The following is a 16444-nucleotide window of genomic DNA, read 5'->3' as shown; positions in this document are numbered from 1 at the left end:
CCGGCACGCGCTGACGGAACGATGGCAAGGCTGGCTCTACGCACAACGTCATCGCTCCGAGGGCTCGTGACTTCGCAGATCGGTCGTGATGAGCGAGCACAGTACCGAGCCGAGGTTCCCGGCGCAAGGCGGTCAGCGCGCACGGCCGGGGAGGTCGCTCCGGCAACCAGGGCGAGAGCGGCTATCGGCGCGGTGGGGCGCCAGGGCGCGCAGGCCGGTGAGCTCCCGAGATATCTGCTCTGCGACGGTGGTGCGGGCGCCGCCTCAACCCCTCCAGCGCGCGGCTCGCGCGGTAGGGCTCGCGAGCCGCGCGAGGCAGCCGGCAGCGAGGTTTCTGTACACCCGGACTGCGGCAACGGCCCACCAGATGACCTTGAGTGAAGTCGACATCGCTTCGGACGCTCCTGAGCTGCGTTACCCGGATGCCCGGCACGGCGACCACCACGGATGTCCGCGGAGGTCGCAAGGATCTCGGTGGGTACTTCGACCCAGCCAGCCAAGCGCACGTCTGTCAGGCAGTAGCGGCGCGCCCTCGAACCGGCTCACCACGAGAGCAAATAGCGCGGGGACGGAAGATTCCCGTCGTGAAGTGGACCGCTTGCGGTCGGCCGGTCCTGGCACAACGCCATATTGATGAACATTTCCGCTGTAGCCATCACAGGGCTGAGCCTCGCCGTGCTCGCGGCGGGGTGTGGGAAGGAGGAGCGTGCGCTCGCGCAGGAGCGCCCGGAGCAGGCGGCGCCGGCCATGGATCCGCGCGCGGTCGATCCGCCGCTCGTGGCGACCGAGATGGCCGTGCCCGGCGATCTGCCGGCGTTCGTGGTCACCGGACGGGGCGGCGCGTGCCCGCGGATGGTCTTCCTCCACGGCATGTGCGGGCACGGGCTCGGCTACGTGCAGGCGTTCCAGGGCGCGGCGCGCGAGCACGGCGGGGTGCTCGGGCTCCAGGGCGACGTGCCCTGCGGAGGCGACGGCGTGTTCAGCAAGTACTCGCCCGACCCCGAGGCGCAGGACCGGCGCATCCGGAACGCGCTGGCGGCGTGCGGGGGCGAGGCGGAGGACCTCGTCGTCATCGGCTACTCGCAGGGGGCCTACATCGCCGAGCGGCTCGCGGAGCGCTGGCCGGAGCGGTACGCGCGGCTCGTGCTGCTCGGCGCGCCCACGACGCCCTCGGCCGCGCGCCTCCGGAACATCCGGGGGGCGGTGATGATCAGCGGCGAGCTCGACGCGAAGTACCGCATGAAGGAGGGCGCGGGCGGCCTCATGGCGGCGAAGATCCCGGCGGTCTATCGGGAGATGCCCGGTGCGCGCCATGGAGAGATGCCGGACGCCGAGCGGGTCATGGATGAGGCGCTCGACTGGCTTGACGCGCTCGACGCGCTCGACGCGCTCGACGCGAACGCGCCGCCGCGCCCCTGAGATCGGGCCCGCGCGCGTGCTATGGAGCTCGCGCAATGGTCGAGCGCGCGTCCTCCGGGGCGCCGCGGGTGGTGAGCGCGGCGCTGGCCCACACCGACCCGCTCGGCGCCCTCAACAAGGCCTTCCTCGACGCCTACGCCGCGCGCCGGGAGGCCGTCCTCGCCAGCATCGAGCCGATCATCGCCCAGATCGACGACAGCCTCATCCTGCGGCGCGGCGGCCAGCGGTTCGAGGGCCCCGCGCGCACCCGGCGCTACCACGAGCTCAAGGTGGTCGCCCACGCCGCGCTCGCCGTCCACACGCTCCTCTCGGGCCGGCGGGGCGCGCTCGACGGCGACGCGCAGGGCCGGCTGGCCGAGCTCCGGCAGCGCATCGCCGCGGCCGCGGCCGACCTCGATGGCCGCGGCTTCATCCAGGAGCAGCTCGCCCGCCAGCGCCGGATCCTGGACGCGTCGCTCGCGCTCCTCGACGAGGCGAGCGCGGCCGGCAGCGTCGCGCCCGAGGCGCTGTCCGCCTTCACCCGCGCGCAGACCCCGGACGTCCTCCTCAACGCCGAGGACGCGGCGCGCGACCAGATCGAGACGATGCACGCCACCGTCGAGGCCTGGAAGCGGGACATGACCCCCGAGGAGCGCGAGCGGCTCCGGGCCGTGGTCGCGGTCTCGCACATGGCCCGCCCGGGGAACGTGGCCGCGCAGTACTTCTCGGTCACCCTGGGAGAGACCTGGCAAGGCCGCTTCGACCAGGAGGGCCTCCGGCCGGGGAAGCGCGTGCTGACCGCCGAGGCGACGTTCGACGAGGCGGAGGCGTTCGCGCTCCTCGCCACGCACGCGCTCGACGCCGGCGTGGCCACGCGCTTCTTCGGCGAGGAGACCCGGCTCGCGCGCGACATCCTGGCCGACGCGGCCGAGCGGATCCTCGCCGGGATGTTTCACAAGGAGCCGGCGCCGCCGGTACAATCCAGCCCCGGAGAATGACGGTCAGGCCGCTGGCGGGCGAGGAGAGCACCTGTGGAGAGAAAGAACTATTCTGCGCTGGGTGATCCGGTGGGTCCGTACGTTCATGCCGTCAAGCACAACGGCTTTCTGTTCCTTTCAGGGCTGACGGCGTTCGGCTCACCCGCTCAGAAGGGCAGCGTCGCCGAGCAAGCAGAGGCGATCTTCTCCCAGATCGCGAGCATCGCGCGCGCCGAGCAGGTCGGCCTGGAGGCCATAGCCAAGGTGACGATCTTCGTCACGAGCTTCGACGACATCGCGGCGCTGAGAGAGACGCTGTTTCGGATCTATGGCGCCGCGCTGCCGGCCAGCTCCTTGGTTCGAGTGGCTGGGCTTTTCTCCTCGGATCTGAGGATCGAGGTGGAGGCCGTGCTCGCAATCTCGTGAGGTCCAGGCTCCGGCTTCTTCCTGTCGAGGCGCCGTGAGAACCGTCGGAATCCTGCTCACGGCGGTCCATGGACCGCCGGCGCCTCGCCGAACAAGCACGCCGCCCGAGGCTCGGTGAGCTATCGAGAATTGCTCCCGCTCGGGAGTCGAGGTGATTCCATTGGATTACCCTTTCGACTAGGTTGCCGCGCAGCTCGGAATGACCTTCACGACGCCTGTGTCCTCCGCACGTTTTTCCGCTCCGCTGGGCGCGCTCGCGCTCGCGGCGTTGTCGCTGGGGCCAGCGGCGGCCCGGGCAGCGCCCGTGGCGCCCATGCACGGCGCGCACTCGGTCCCCGCCGCTCCAGGGGGAACGGGCGACCCGCCGCCGGCCGAGGTGGCGCCGGATGTCCTTTCCGCGCCGAAGCTACCGGCCACGAGCGGCCCGCGCGCGCTCGCCGGCATCGCCTGGGTCCGCGCCGCCGTGGCCGGGTACCGCCTCGATGTCGGCTGGCAGCTGCCGTGGGTGCACGGCATCGCGCTGCGCGGCTACCTGTCTTCGCTGTATTCCTACGACTCGGTGTCCCTGCCGGAGCTCGGCGGGCTGATGCCGAGCGGAGAGCTGGAGATCCACGAGCTCGCGCTCCTCGCGACCGCGGAGATCGACGCTGCGATCTTCTCCACCGAGGACGGCCGCCTCGGGGCCGGCGGCGGGCTCGGCATGGGGCCCTCCTTCGCATGGGTGAAGATGCCGGACATGCCGTTCCAGCCCGGCGAGTGGGCGCATGCGAGCGCGGTGATCGGGCGGCTGTCCGGACACCTCGAGTACCGCTTCGCGTCGGGCTGGGTGCTCCGCGGCCAGCCGTTCGGGATCCTCTTCTCCGGACAGGAAAACTCGGATGCGGCCTACGAGATGGCCGTGATGGGAGGGTACCAATGGTGAGGCGAGACGCGGGCGGCGCGGCGCTCGGGTGGCTCGGCGCGCTGCTCTGCGTGAGCCTCGCGGCGGGGGCCTGGGGGCCGCTCGGGTGCGGCGCGCGGTGGGAGCCGGCCCCGGACTGCGGGCGCGAAGGAGACGCCTGCAGCGAGCACGGCGAATGCTGCTCGTTCGGTTGCATCGCAGGCAGCTGCGCGTGCGCGCCCGCCGGCATGGCCTGTCACGCGGACGGCGCGTGCTGCTCGGGCGCTCGCTGCGAATCCGGGAGCTGCCGCCCGGGCTGTCGCGCGACGGACGCGGAGTGCGCCCGCGACACCGATTGCTGCGAGGGGCTCGCGTGCGAGGCGGGGCGCTGCGACGCGCCGCGCTGCAACCGCGATGACGAGCCGTGCAGCGACGACGGCGCGTGCTGCGAGGGCCTGACGTGCCAGGAGTCGAGCGACGGGCTCTCGTCCTTCGGCGCCTGCAGCTCGCTCTGCGCGAGCCAGGGGGAGAGCTGCAGCGACGGGGCGGCTTGCTGCAACGGCCTCGTCTGCAACTCCGCCACCTGCGTCCTCGCCTGCCGCGAGCAGGAGCAAGGGTGCAGCGACGAGGCGCCCTGCTGCACCGGGCTCGAGTGCGCGGCAGGCAGCTGCCGCGCCTGCGCGGACGTCAGCTATGCCTGCAGCGCGCCCGGCGACTGCTGCGGCGCGCTCGACTGCGTCGACGAGCGCTGCGCCTGCAAGCCGCCCGGGGAGAGCTGCGCGCGCCCGGACGACTGCTGCACCGGCGGCTGCTTCGACGGGCGCTGCGAGTGCCACCAGACGGGCGGCGCCTGCCAGCGCGCCGACGACTGCTGCGACGGCTGGGCCTGCCGCAACGGGACCTGCGAGCCGGACGCGTGCTTCCGCTCGGAGCACGTCTGCACGGTGGCCAGCGATTGCTGCGGCGGCGTCTGCGCGGACGGGGCGTGTTGCGCCGCCGAGGGCAAGGACTGCTCCGACAAGGACGACTGCTGCTCGGGGCTCGTGTGCCACCGCGAGACCGGCTGTGGCCCTTGCGGGGCCATCGGGACGAGCTGCCTGCTGGGCGAGGAGTGCTGCGACGGGGCCTGTTACCTCGGCCAGTGCTGCGGCGGTGCGCAGGCGGCCTGCGACGCCGCGCGCCCGTGCTGCTACGGCCTCGAGTGCGGGGAGGGCGGGCGCTGCTGCGCGCGCAGCGGCGCGTGCGACGAGAACGCGGACTGCTGCGACGGCTTCGAGTGCAAGGGCGACAGGTGCGTGATCGAGCCGGGTGGGCCCTGCGACGGCGGCGTCGACTGCCCCGCCCCGATGAGCTGCATCTCCGGACGCTGCTGCCAGGACCGCCTGACGACGTGCACGCTCGACACCCAGTGCTGCAGCGGCCGGTGTCACCTGAACGAGTGCCAGTAGCGGGAGCGCGGTGAACGCGGCAAAGAGCTCGGGGAGCGCGGCGCGAAGAGCGCCGCGCTCCCCCGGGCGATTACCCCCGAGGCGCCGCGTCGACCGCGCCGCGGCACCGCTCGACGTCTTCCCAGAACGTCGGATACGTCTTCGCGACGCAGGCCGGGTTCTCGATCGTGATCCCGGGCCGGCACAGCCCCAGGATCGCGAAGCTCATCGCCATGCGGTGGTCGCTGTAGCTGTGCACCAGCGCGGGCGTCAGCGGGCGCGGCTCGATGCGGAGCCAGTCGTCGCCGTGGGTCACCTCCTGCCCCAGGCGGCGGAGCTCCGCGACCGTGGCGGCGAGGCGGTCCGTCTCCTTGATCCGGATGTTCGCCACGTTCCGGATCGTCGTCGGCCCCTCGAAGAGCGGCGCGATCGCCGCCAGCGTCATCACCGTGTCCGAGATGTGGTGCATGTCGACGTCGACGCCGCGCAGGCGCCCGTCGCTGCGCACCGTGGTGGCATCCGCCTGATGGCTCACGCGCGCGCCGGCCTGCTCCAGGAGCTCGACGAACCGGTAGTCCCCTTGCAGCGCCCCCTCCCCGAGGCCGGGTACGGTGATGGCGCCGCCCGCGGCCGCGGCGAGCGCGAACGGGTAGCTCGCGGACGACGCGTCGGGCTCGATCGGGTACCTCCGCGGGCGGTACCCGCTGGAGGGATGGACGGTGAACCCGCCCGTGGCCTCGTCGATTCGACCGCCGAAATCCGCGACCATGCGGCGCGTGATCTCGACGTACGGGCGGCTCACCAGCTCGCCGGCGATGCGCAGATCGATGGCGGATTCGGCGAAGGAGCCGGCCATCATCACCGCCGAGAAGTACTGGCTGGAGCGGTCCCCGCGCATCGTCAGGGTGCCGCCCTCCAGCCGGCCGCCCCGGATCCGGAGCGGCGGGCATCCGGTCGCGCACGCCACGTCCGCCCCGAGCTGCCTCAGGCCGTCGACGAGATCGGCGATCGGGCGCTTGGCCATGTGCTCGTCGCCGACCAGCACCACCTCGCCGGGCACCAGGCACGCGAGCGCCGCCAGGAAGCGCACCGTGGTGCCGCTGTTCCCGATGAACAGCTCGCGCTCCGGCGCGCGCAGCCGCCGCCGACCCCCCTGCACCACGAGCGTCTCGGGCCCGGCGTCCTGGATCCCGATCCCCATCGCTTCCAGGGCGGACCGCATGTGCCGCGTGTCGTCGCTGTGGAGCACCCCCTCCAGCGTGCTCTCGCCCTCTGCCAGCGCCGCCAGCACGAGCGCGCGGTTCGTGATGCTCTTCGAGCCGGGGACACGCCAGATCAGCTCAGGCGGCGAGGAGAGCGGGACGACGGGCAAGGGACCAGCAGGGATCATGGGGCCGGCAGACTAGATCCTCATGGCAGCGCTGGCTACGTGCGCCAGCACGGCCTCGGGTTCTCCGGCGCGCTACACGCCGCTCTCTTCGCCCCAGTCCCCGGCCGCCGCCCACGACATCGTCTCTGTCGACCGCGCCAGCCCGAACCGCCCGCGCCGGTCGATGGCGATGACGCCCCCGGTCACGTCGAGCCGCTCTGCCAGGTGCGCGATGATCCCCCTTGCGGCGTCGGCGGCGCTGCAGCCGGCGCGCATCCGCTCCACGGCGGAGTGCGCCGACGCGAGCCGGATCATCCCCTCTCCGTAGCCGGTCGTCGACACGGCCCCGGCCTCGTCGTCGGCGTACGTCCCGGCCCCGATGAGCGGCGAGTCCCCCACCCGCCCGACCCGCTTGTTCGCCGTGCCGCCCGTGCTCGTGGCCGCAGCGGTGAGCCCGCTCGCGTCCCGCGCGACCGCGCCGACCGTGCTGCCCGCCCAGGAGGTCGCGCGTCCCGCGCCCTGCTGGACCGCGGCGAGCGCCTCCCGCGCGGCCTCGGTGATGAGCGCCGCCTCGCCCACGGGCGAGAACCCCATCGCTCGCGCGAACCTCGCGGCGCCGTGGGCGGCGTAGAGCACGTGCCTGCCGTCCTCCAGCGCCGCGCGCGCGATCGCGATCGGCTCGGCGAAATCCGAGAGCGCGCAGACCGCGCCGGCCCGCAGCCCGCGGCCCTCCATGATCGACGCGTCGAGCTCGACGTGGCCCTCCTCGTTGAGGACCGCCCCCGTGCCCGCGTTGAAGAGCGGATCGTCCTCGAGGACGCGCACCGCGCGCTCGACCGCGTCGAGCGCGCTCCCGCCCTCGGCGAGCACCCGCGCCCCCTCGCGCGCCGCGCGGAGACACCCCGCCGCGTGCAGCGGCCGCCGCCTGGGGGCGACGTTCCCCGCGCCGCCGTGCACCAGGATGGATCGCTCCCCTCCGCGCCCGCCCAGATGATGGATGACGTGCATCACGCTCGCGGCACCCTACCGCGGCGCGCGCCCGGCGGTCCACGCCCACCCGGCGCTCACTCGGGCGGAGGCGCGCTCCTCTTGGCCGTGAGATCGTAGTCCATCCCGCACGGCAGCGCGGCGAACACCGGAGCGAAGCTGAGCTCGCCGGCCACGAGATTCTCGCAGTGCGATCCCGCCGTGGGCATAAACGCATAGGACATCCGCGCCTTGAACCGCGCGACGTCGTCGCCGGCGTCGCCGAGCTCCCCGCTCGCCCGGTCGCGCCGCTCGACGGAGCACGGCGGCCCCGGCGGCGCGTCGCCGGTGCGCATGTCCACGAGCACGCGCCCCTCGATCGAGAAGCTCACCTTGTCCTCGGCGAGGACGCCCTCGGTGACGCTGGCGCCGTTGTCCCAGAACAGCGCGCCCTCGCCGCGCGCGAGCTCGACATCGAACTCCCACAGGCGCGTCGCCCCGAGCGCCCCCTCACCGCACGTGTTCGCCGTCTGCGTCCCGACCACGTGGAAGGTGCCGAGCGCGGTCCCCTGCGCCGCGGTCTCGTCCCCGAAGGCGTCGATGCACGCCGGGAGCACGACCGGCAGCAACGCGAGCAGCAGCATCCGCATCGAGCCCGCCTACCAGAGGGGCGCGGCGAGGGACAAAAAAGCGCGCCTGGCAATGGAAATAAAAAACGGGTCGGGTGCTTCGCTTGCACCCGACCCGTCCCGTGGGCCTCTACCGGAGGCCTTCTGGACCCCGCTTGATCCCGCCTGTGCGGCGCCTCCCCTGCCCCATCGCGACGAGCGATCGACCCCGGAGCCCCGGTGAGAATCGTTTCCGGAAGACCTGAGTCTCCCTCGATTCTCTCTCTGCCGGTCTCGCGGAGGTCGCGATGGCAATCAACAGGTTGTTAGGCACCGGACCTGGCCGAGCGCGGAGGCGTCATCGCAAGGCCCCGATGACCCTGCGTCACGCTCCACGAGGGTCAGCTGTTCCCAGCCTCCGGTATAGAAGAGCCACTGGTACTGTGCATGGTGTCCATCCCTCCTCCGGCGTGCCGGCACCCCGCGCCGGATCGAAAGAGATCGTCCGGCATGGCAAGGGTGTTCGATGCGGATCAGCGGAGAGCCCGCCGATCTGGTGTCGACCCCAGCACCGTGGTGCTCCACGGCAGGACCATCCTGGAGCTGATGCTCCGTCCGAGGCCGAGGACCAGCCTATCATCGCTGTTCAGGCGAGCAAGGGGCTCACGCACCGAAACATCGAAAGCGACTCGCTTCCATTCATTCCTCGCTTCGCGCGCCGGCGCAGCGCGCAGAGCGCTCGGAGCGACCAGGCCGGACAAGGCGCAGCACCCGTCGTCGCATGGCGCATGGCCATGGCGCACGGCGCAAAGCGCGCTTCAGAGGGCTGCGCGCAGAGCGCGGGCGAGCAGCGGACGGAGCGCGTCCGAACACGGGAACACATCCGACGGAACGTGTCCGGCGGAGCGGAACAGCCGCGCGGACGGCAGCGGCGGGCGTGGGCGCGGCGCGCGGCGAGCTCGCCGGAGGCGCCGCGGCGCGCGCGTGGGTCCAGCGCACGCCGCTACACGTGCATGAACCAGCTCGGCTCCTCGGCCTCCGGCAGCGCCGTGGCGAGGACCGCGAGCATCGCGTCGATCTCTTCCTTCGTATGCACGCCGCTGCGCAGGATGGCCGCGGGCCCCTCGCCCGCCGGCACCACGACCGACTCGACGGCGAGCGCCGTCTCGACCCCGTAGCCGTAGGACGCCAGCGTCACGACCGCGGTGGCTTCCCGGTCGTCGAGCAGCCTGCGGATCGTCATCGTGCGCCGCACGCGCTCGCTGTCCTCGGCCCACGACGCGAGCCACGCGCGCGTCGCTTCGTCGAGGCCGACGAGCACGAGCTGAGCGGGGGGCATCGCGTCGGGATCGGCCGCGGCCACCGCGGCGCGGTGGAAGCCCCGCACCTCCCGGCACCAGAGCGGCGGCGCGCCGTCCACCCGGACGAGGAAGCCGTAGGGACCGCGAGCCCCCTCTCGCTCGGAGCCCCCCGAAGAAGCGGAAGAGAAACTATCGTTCGACACGAGGGGAGACGATACACGAGCTCTGCTCGGCGGAGGAAGCCCGCTCAATTGCGCAGCACGTCGAACCGCCAAGGCTCCGCCCAGGTCACACGCGGCGCCTGGGTGCGCTCACCGCCTCCCTTTGCTTCCCCTGCTTCCCATCGCCTCCCGTGCCTCCCGTGCTTCCCGTGCTTCCGGTCGCATCGCGTGCTTCCCGTGCTTCCGGTCGCCTCCCTTTGCTTCCCCTGCTTCCCATCGCCTCGCGTGCTTCCCGTGCTTCCCGTGCTTCCCGTGCTTCCCGTGCTTCCCGTCGGATTCCTGCGCTTCCCTCCCCTGGCACGGTTCCCACAACGAGAACGCCACACTCCCTGGATTTCGGCTAAGGTGGCCCCCGCCTCCCCCGTGGAGCCCGTCCGGGACGGGGTGCGTTCTGCACCTACGGCGTCGCCCCGGCCGACGGGCTCCAGCCCGCAGCGGCGGGTCGGGGCGGCGGCAGCAGCGCTCGTCGCCGGGCGCGCTGCCGCGGCAGGCCGGCGCAGAGGCCCGCCGGCGCGCCCCCCACGTCACCTCGATCCCGATCCCGAACCGCAGGCAATGAAGCTCACGTCACAAGAAATCATCGAGATCGTCACCGCGTTCTGCGCCTACTTCGGCGCCGCGTACGCGCTCAACGCCTTCGCCCCGCCTCGCCTCCGCGTGCTCGCGCGGTACGGCACGGTCGCCGCGGGCGTCGCGCTGTTCTTCTATGGCCTGCACCGGTACATCGACGAGCACGCCCGCGCCGTGGACCTGGCGAAGGTGCTGATCGCGATGGGCGCCGCGCTCTGCGTCTTCTACGAGACGCAGCGCGAGGGGATGCGCCGGCCGATCGCGGAGCGCTGGAAGCGGTACGTCGGCGTGGCCCTCGGGGTCGCCGCCATCGTCGCCTACTTCAACGGCTTCCGCTTCGGCTACGCCAAGTATTACCACCGATGGGATCAGTTCCATTACTACATGGGGGCCAAGTACTTCCCCGAGATGGGGTACGACGGCCTCTACAAGTGCGCGCTGATCGCGCAGGACGAGCTCGGGCTCGTCACGTACACGAACGAGGACACCGGGCGGCCTGTCAAGCTGGACATGGCGAAGGAGGTCCGCCACCCGGACAAGAAGATCCGGAACCTCGGCGGCGACAACCTCCTCATGCCGGCGAGCGAGGTGCTCGGCCAACCCGAGATCTGCAAGGCACACTTCGCCCCGGAACGCTGGGAGAAGTTCAAGGCCGACGTGCAGTTCTTCCGGACGTCCTCCGACAAGGGCTACTGGGAGGACATGCAGAAGGACCACGGCTACAACCCGCCGCCGGTCTGGACGATCATGGGCAAATTCTGGGGGGACCTCCAGCCGGCCAGCACCGGCTACCTCCAGTTCCTCGCCAGCTTCGATATTTTCTATCTGCTCGGCATGTTCGCCGCCATCTACTGGGCCTTCGGGTGGCGGGTCTTCGCCGTCGCGGCGATCTTCTGGGGCTGCCAGTCGTCGGCGCCGTTCTACTGGACCGGCGGCGCGTTCCTCCGGCAGGACTGGCTCTTCTACCTCGTCCTCTCGGCCTGCCTCATCCGCAAGCGCTACTTCAAGCTCGCCGGCGCGAGCATGGTCTACGCCGGCCTCCTGCGCATCTTCCCGGGCCTGCCCGTGATCGGCTGGCTGACCGTCGCGGGGATTTACCTCGTCCGCCACAAGCGGATGGCGCGAACGCACGTGCAGGTCCTGATCGGCGGCGTCCTCGCGGCCGCCGTGCTCATCCCGGTGAGCATGAAGGTCTCCGGCAAGGACTCGTACGTGCAGTTCTACGAGCACACCCTCAAGGTGCACGACCAGACGCCGCTGACGAACCACATGGGCCTCCGCGTCCTCGTCGGCCACAAGCCCGGGACCGGCGTCGAGTCCGGCCGGATGAAGTACACGAAGGACACGAAGCTCGTCGATCCGTTCGAAGTCTGGAAGCGGATGCGCAACGAGCGCTACGCGAAATACCGGTGGATCGCCTACGGGATCATCGCCGCCAGCTTCGCGGGCTTCGTCTACGTGTGCCGGCGGATCCGCTCGCTGTGGGTGGCCCAGTGCCTGGCCCAGATCTTCGTCATTCTGCTCTCGCAGCTCACCTGTTATTACTATTCGTTCATGATCCTGAGCGCGCCGCTCACGCGGCTGAAACGGCAGATCGAGGTGCCCCTGTTCGGCCTGGCGGCGCTCAGCCAGTTCATCTGGATCACGTTCCACTACAACGACGACAAGTACACGGCGCTCACCGCGGTCTCACTCGCCTTCTGCTGTTACCTGCTCTGCCTCTTCTCGGGTAAACCGATGCCGTGGGCGCGGCGCCACGAGCCGGCGAGCGCCGACGAGGCGAAGCCGGTGGCCCAGAAGGCCTGAGGCGCCGCCCGTCCGCGTGCCCCCCCTCGATACAGAACCAACGACGCCTGGAGAGACGCCTGGAAGCGAACGATGACGGACGTAGAGCGAGAGCATCCTGAAGAGACCGGCGACCTCCAGGGAGACGAGGGCCGCCCGAGCGACCCCGGGGCGCCGGCGGAACGGGAGCACAGGCCCGCCCAGCGCGGCGAGGAGCGGGCGGTCCACGCCTTCCGGAAGGTCCCGCGGACGGGCGTCATCTACGTGACGGCCGAGGCCGCGCGCCTCGGGTTCAAGCCGGGCGTCGACGAGGGGGCGGCGGACGGCTGGTGCAACCTCGGGCAAGGTCAGCCGGAGACGGGGCCGCTCCCTGGCGCGCCCGAGCGTTGCTTGGCGGTGCCGATCGCCGGCGACGACCAGGAATACGCGCCGGTGGCCGGGCTGTGGGAGCTGCGCGAGGCGGTCGCCTCGCTGTACAACCGTGCGTACCGGCGGGGCATGCCGTCGCGCTACACGGCCGAGAACGTCGCCGTGTCGGGCGGGGGCCGCATCGCCCTCACCCGCGCCGCGGCCGCGCTCGGCCAGATCAACCTCGGCCACTTCCTGCCCGACTACACCGCGTACGAGGAGCTGCTCGACGTCTTCCGGCTGTTCTCGCCGATCCCGATCCTGCTCGAGGGCGAGCGGGGCTACTCGTTCTCGGTCGGCGACCTCCGCCGCGAGATCCTCGGCCGCGGCCTGAGCGCGATCCTCGCCTCGAACCCATGCAACCCGACCGGAAAGCACGTGCGCGGCGAGGAGCTCGCCGCCTGGGTCCGCACCGCGAAGGAGCTCGATTGCGCGCTGTTGCTCGACGAGTTCTACTCGCACTACGTCTACGGGATGGGCGACGTCGCCCCGATGGAGAGCGCCGCGCGCTACGTCGAGGAGGTCGACCGCGATCCGGTGGTGATCTTCGACGGCCTGACGAAGAACTGGCGCTACCCCGGCTGGCGCGTCACCTGGACCCTGGGGCCGCGCGAGGTCATCGAGGCGGTGGCGAGCGCCGGCAGCTTCCTCGACGGCGGCGGCTCGAAGCCGATGCAGCGCGCCGCGGCAGAGTTGCTTACCATCGAGCACACCCGCGCCGAGACGACGGCCATCCACCGCGCGTTCTCGCGCAAGCGCGAGCTCATGCTCGCGGGGCTGCGCAAGATCGGCGTTACCATCGACGTGGCGCCCGAGGGCACGTTCTACGTCTGGGGCTCGGTCGCCGAGCTGCCGCCGGGGCTCTCGGACGGCCACGGCTTTTTCCGGGCGGCGCTCGGGGAGCGGATCATCGTGGTGCCGGGCGAGTTCTTCGACGTCAACCCGGGCAAGCGCCGGGCGGGCCGGCCGTCACGGTTCCGTCACCACGTCCGCTTTTCGTTTGGCCCGAGCGAGGACGTCCTCGTCCGGGCGCTCGGGCGGCTCGAGCGCATGGTAGGCGAGCGTCGCCGGGCCTGACACCGGAGGCGCCGCGCAGCGGAGCGGGAAGACGGGGCCGAGCGCCAGGTCTTGTCGCGCTGCACGTCTTCCGACATGGTGGGGGAGCGCGTGGCCAAAGATCCGTGGAGTGATTGGAACGACGACGACCCCGGTAACTTCCAGCCGGGGGATACCATCGGCCCCTACGAGCTGCTGTTTCCTGCGGCCGTGGGCGGCATGGCCGCCGTGTGGGCTGGGCGGCTCAGGCGGCCCAACGGCACCGTCCAGATCGTCGCCGTCAAGCTGCTGTCGGACGCGATGCGCGGAGACGACGACGCGCGCGCGATGTTCCTCGACGAGGCGTGCACCGCGTCGCGCATCCTCCACCCGAACGTGGTGCACATCCTCGCGTACGGCGAGGTCCGCGATCGGCCGTACCTCGCGATGGAGTGGATCGACGGCGCCCCGATCGCGAAGATCTTCTCGAACCAGAAGGCGAAGCGCGCGCTCCTGCCGCTCAGCTGGGTGCTCCACGTGATGATCGACGCGTGCGCCGGCCTGCACGCGGCGCACGAGGTCCGCGACGACACGGGGGAGCTGCTCAACCTCATCCACCGCGACGTCACGCCCGAGAACGTGATGGTGACCTTCGACGGCATGGTCAAGGTCGTCGACTTCGGCGTCGCGAAGACGCGGGCGCGCGCGCAGATCAGCCGCGTCGGCGCGATCAAGGGCAAGACGGGGTACTTCTCGCCCGAGCAGGTGATGGGCGGCGCGCTCGATCGCCGCAGCGATCTGTTCTCCATGGGCGTGCTGCTCTACCTGCTCGTGACGGGCCACACGCCGTTCCGCGGCAAGGGCCCGCTCGAGGCGATGCAGCAGATCGCCAACCGCAACCCGCAGCCGCCGCGCGAGATCATGCCCGAGGTCCACCCGGAGCTCGATCGCATCATCATGCGGGCGCTCGCCAAGAACCCGAACGAGCGGTACCAGACGGCCGCGGAGCTGCGCCGCGATCTCGAGCAGGTGAGCATCGCCATCCGCAACAGCACTAACGACAAGCAGGTGGGCCAGCTCGTCCGCGAGCTGCTCCCCGGGGTCGCCGAGGCGCGCAAGGAGCGGATCGACCAGGCGATCGACGAGCTCGATCGGATCCTCGCCGAGCGCGCCCACCCGCACAAGCCGCAGGCCGCGCGCCCCGAGGACGCGACCGAGGTGATGCTCCGGCGCATCTCCATGCTGCCGATCCTGCAGGACGGGCCGGAGGCGCCGGAGGACGCGGCCGACGCGGCGCCGCCCTCCGCCGGGGCGGGCCCCGCGAGCTCGCGCATGTCGGGGCCGGCCAGCTCGCGCATGTCGGGCCCCGCGAGCTCGCGCATGTCGGGCCCCGCGAGCTCGCGCATGTCGGGGCCGACCAGCTCGCGCCGCTCGAACCCGGATCCGATGCGCAAGTCGAACCCGGACGCGACCCGCAGGTCGCATCCCGACGCGACGAGCTCGCCGCTCGAGTTCGCGGCAGGGCTGCCGCCCTTGCCGATGATCCCGCCGCCGCTGCCTGTGGGCCGGCCGGCGGCGCACGTCGGTCCGCTGCACGTCGGGGCGGCGCACGCGAACGCGCCCACGAGCGCGGTCGCGCCGACGCTCGAGCAGCGCGCGCGCCCGGCTTGGACGAAGGGGTCGCTCGTCCGCGTGGCGCTGATCACGCTGATCGTTCTGGGTCTGGCCGCGGCGGCAGCGTTCCTGCTGGTCCGGCGTTCCGGCGGCCTGCCGTTCGGCTCGCTGGGGTTGCCCTTCGCGCGTCCAAGCGCGTCCGGGCCGACGCTGGCTCCGCCCGACGCCGGGGTGACGCAGGACGCAGCCGCGGCGCAGGACGCAGCCGCGGCCGCGACGACCGCGATCGACGCCATCGCTGACGCCGCGGCCCCGGCCGACGCCGCCGCGGCGGAGCTGGCCGCCGACGCGGCCACCCCGGCCGACGCAGACGCCGACGCCGCGGTCCCCGCCGACGCAGCCGCGCCTCTCCCGAGCGGACAGCCGGCGTATGTGCCCGGAGGCGCCGCGCCCGCGCCGGGGACGCCGTACCCGGCGCCCCCGATCGCCCCCGTGCCGCGCGTCCCGGGGCCCTTGCCGGCGCCGCCCGTCACCGGCGCCCCCGTGCCGCGCGTCCCGGGGCCCTTGCCGGCGCCGCCCGTCACCGGCGCGCCCGTGCTGCGGCCTGGATGGCCGTCGAACCCGCCTCGCCCCCCGCCGCCTCCGCCGCGCGCCCCCGCGCCCAGCCAGGCTCCACGGCGCTCGCCCGGGCCTGCCTCGCCGCCCCCCCTCGACCTGGCGCCGCGGTAAGCGAGCGCCGTCGGACCGGGTGCGGCAGCGGTCTCCGCAACCCTCCGCGTACCGGTGCATCCGCCGCGAGCTTCGCCGCCGCGGGCGCGCTCAGTCCTTCTTCGGCCTCTCGGCCTGCGGCTTCTCGGGCAGCGGGGTGGCGCGAGACGCAGCTTTCTTCAGGGACGACTCCGCGAGCGACACAAGCATTGCGAGGTTCACCGGCTTCGAGAGCAGGAAGATCGCATGCCGCCGCAGCGCGCGGATGCGGGCCTGCTGCGACTCATCGGCGGTCACGACGAAGACGGGCGTGTCCCGGTTCAGCGCCCCCTTGGCCGAGAGCGAGTCGAGCACGCTGAAGCCGTCGACCAGCGGCATGTGCAGGTCGAGCACCACGAGATCGAATTTGCGCGCGGCGAGCCGGCGCAGCGCCGGCGCCCCGCCGTTCGCCTCCTCGATGTCCCCGAGCGTACGGAGCGCGCGCCCAAACATGCCTCGGATCGCGGTGTCGTCATCGATGACGAGGATGCACGTCACAGCATGACGATGTTTGCATGGATACGGAAGCGCAGGAAGCCCGCCGCCGGTCTCCGCATCGCGCGGAGCGAGCGTCCACAAGGCCGCGCGCCGCGGTTCTCCATTCGGGACGTCGCCGGCGTCGACTCGGCCCAACCCGGATCCCGCGTCCGCTTCGCGCCTTCGCTCGCAGGCAAACGCTCGGCCGGACCTCGCGCTCGACGCAGTGAGCGCG

General features: G+C 72.1%; 13 protein-coding genes. 8 read left to right on the top strand and 5 right to left on the bottom strand.

The window, feature by feature from the left end:
• Positions 1-633 precede the first annotated feature (633 nt).
• The 5 genes from WME75_RS15655 (at position 634) to WME75_RS15635 (ending at position 5129) form a co-directional block, all read left to right on the top strand.
• A complete protein-coding gene (locus tag WME75_RS15655; protein WP_437491430.1) occupies positions 634-1419 on the top strand; it encodes an alpha/beta hydrolase in 786 nt (261 codons plus the stop codon).
• Between the two features lie 35 nt (positions 1420-1454).
• Positions 1455-2396 (top strand): hypothetical protein, encoded by a 942-nt coding sequence (locus tag WME75_RS15650; protein ID WP_437491427.1) that lies wholly within the window; start codon positions 1455-1457, stop codon positions 2394-2396.
• A 33-nt stretch (positions 2397-2429) separates the two neighbouring features.
• Positions 2430-2801 (top strand): RidA family protein, encoded by a 372-nt coding sequence (locus tag WME75_RS15645; protein WP_437491424.1) that lies wholly within the window; start codon positions 2430-2432, stop codon positions 2799-2801.
• Between the two features lie 313 nt (positions 2802-3114).
• Positions 3115-3723 carry a hypothetical protein gene (locus WME75_RS15640; protein WP_437491421.1) on the top strand — a complete coding sequence of 203 codons (609 nt, stop codon included), beginning with the start codon at positions 3115-3117 and terminating at the stop codon, positions 3721-3723.
• Positions 3717-5129: a hypothetical protein gene (locus tag WME75_RS15635; protein WP_437491419.1), complete on the top strand. Its 1413-nt coding sequence runs from the start codon at positions 3717-3719 to the stop codon at positions 5127-5129. The genes WME75_RS15640 and WME75_RS15635 overlap by 7 nt, the downstream gene beginning before the upstream one ends.
• Before the next feature lie 70 nt (positions 5130-5199).
• On the opposite strand, the gene aroA is transcribed toward WME75_RS15635, so the two are convergent.
• From aroA to WME75_RS15615, 4 genes are all read right to left on the bottom strand, one after another.
• The gene (gene aroA / locus WME75_RS15630) at positions 5200-6498 is read right to left on the bottom strand and encodes a 3-phosphoshikimate 1-carboxyvinyltransferase (protein ID WP_437491416.1); all 1299 of its coding nucleotides are present in this window, start codon (positions 6496-6498) and stop codon (positions 5200-5202) included.
• Between the two features lie 72 nt (positions 6499-6570).
• Positions 6571-7485: an isoaspartyl peptidase/L-asparaginase gene (locus WME75_RS15625; RefSeq protein ID WP_437494829.1), complete on the bottom strand. Its 915-nt coding sequence runs from the start codon at positions 7483-7485 to the stop codon at positions 6571-6573.
• Positions 7486-7541: 56 nt separating this feature from the next.
• A complete protein-coding gene (locus WME75_RS15620; protein ID WP_437491413.1) occupies positions 7542-8093 on the bottom strand; it encodes a hypothetical protein in 552 nt (183 codons plus the stop codon).
• A gap of 961 nt (positions 8094-9054) precedes the next feature.
• Positions 9055-9555, bottom strand: coding sequence for a hypothetical protein (locus WME75_RS15615; protein WP_437491411.1), 501 nt, complete (start codon positions 9553-9555; stop codon positions 9055-9057).
• 573 nt (positions 9556-10128) lie between these two features.
• On the opposite strand from WME75_RS15615, the gene WME75_RS15610 reads away from it, so the two are divergent.
• The 3 genes from WME75_RS15610 (at position 10129) to WME75_RS15600 (ending at position 15714) form a co-directional block, all read left to right on the top strand.
• The gene (locus WME75_RS15610; RefSeq protein WP_437491408.1) at positions 10129-11949 is read left to right on the top strand and encodes a hypothetical protein; all 1821 of its coding nucleotides are present in this window, start codon (positions 10129-10131) and stop codon (positions 11947-11949) included.
• A gap of 72 nt (positions 11950-12021) precedes the next feature.
• Positions 12022-13413, top strand: coding sequence for a pyridoxal phosphate-dependent aminotransferase (locus WME75_RS15605; RefSeq protein WP_437491405.1), 1392 nt, complete (start codon positions 12022-12024; stop codon positions 13411-13413).
• Between the two features lie 90 nt (positions 13414-13503).
• On the top strand, positions 13504-15714 hold the full coding sequence (locus WME75_RS15600; RefSeq protein WP_437491403.1) for a protein kinase domain-containing protein: 2211 nt from the start codon (positions 13504-13506) through the stop codon (positions 15712-15714).
• 90 nt (positions 15715-15804) lie between these two features.
• On the opposite strand, the gene WME75_RS15595 is transcribed toward WME75_RS15600, so the two are convergent.
• Positions 15805-16230 carry a response regulator gene (locus WME75_RS15595; RefSeq protein ID WP_437491400.1) on the bottom strand — a complete coding sequence of 142 codons (426 nt, stop codon included), beginning with the start codon at positions 16228-16230 and terminating at the stop codon, positions 15805-15807.
• Between the last annotated feature and the right edge of the window lie 214 nt (positions 16231-16444).

Origin of the sequence: Sorangium sp. So ce1014, from assembly GCF_051521505.1 — a bacterium.
GTDB lineage: Bacteria > Myxococcota_A > Polyangia > Polyangiales > Polyangiaceae > Sorangium.
This window is presented reverse-complemented; position numbering and strand designations above follow the sequence as displayed.

Excerpts from the sequence above, each read along its gene's own strand:
- WME75_RS15650 (WP_437491427.1), top strand. The coding sequence starts at position 1,455 with ATGGTCGAGCGCGCGTCCTCCGGGGCGCCGCGGGTGGTGAGCGCGGCG.
- WME75_RS15605 (WP_437491405.1), top strand. The coding sequence starts at position 12,022 with ATGACGGACGTAGAGCGAGAGCATCCTGAAGAGACCGGCGACCTCCAG.
- WME75_RS15635 (WP_437491419.1), top strand. The coding sequence starts at position 3,717 with ATGGTGAGGCGAGACGCGGGCGGCGCGGCGCTCGGGTGGCTCGGCGCG.
- WME75_RS15640 (WP_437491421.1), top strand. The coding sequence starts at position 3,115 with ATGCACGGCGCGCACTCGGTCCCCGCCGCTCCAGGGGGAACGGGCGAC.
- WME75_RS15625 (WP_437494829.1), bottom strand. The coding sequence starts at position 7,485 with ATGCACGTCATCCATCATCTGGGCGGGCGCGGAGGGGAGCGATCCATC.
- aroA (WP_437491416.1), bottom strand. The coding sequence starts at position 6,498 with ATGATCCCTGCTGGTCCCTTGCCCGTCGTCCCGCTCTCCTCGCCGCCT.
- WME75_RS15655 (WP_437491430.1), top strand. The coding sequence starts at position 634 with ATGAACATTTCCGCTGTAGCCATCACAGGGCTGAGCCTCGCCGTGCTC.
- WME75_RS15620 (WP_437491413.1), bottom strand. The coding sequence starts at position 8,093 with ATGCGGATGCTGCTGCTCGCGTTGCTGCCGGTCGTGCTCCCGGCGTGC.
- WME75_RS15610 (WP_437491408.1), top strand. The coding sequence starts at position 10,129 with ATGAAGCTCACGTCACAAGAAATCATCGAGATCGTCACCGCGTTCTGC.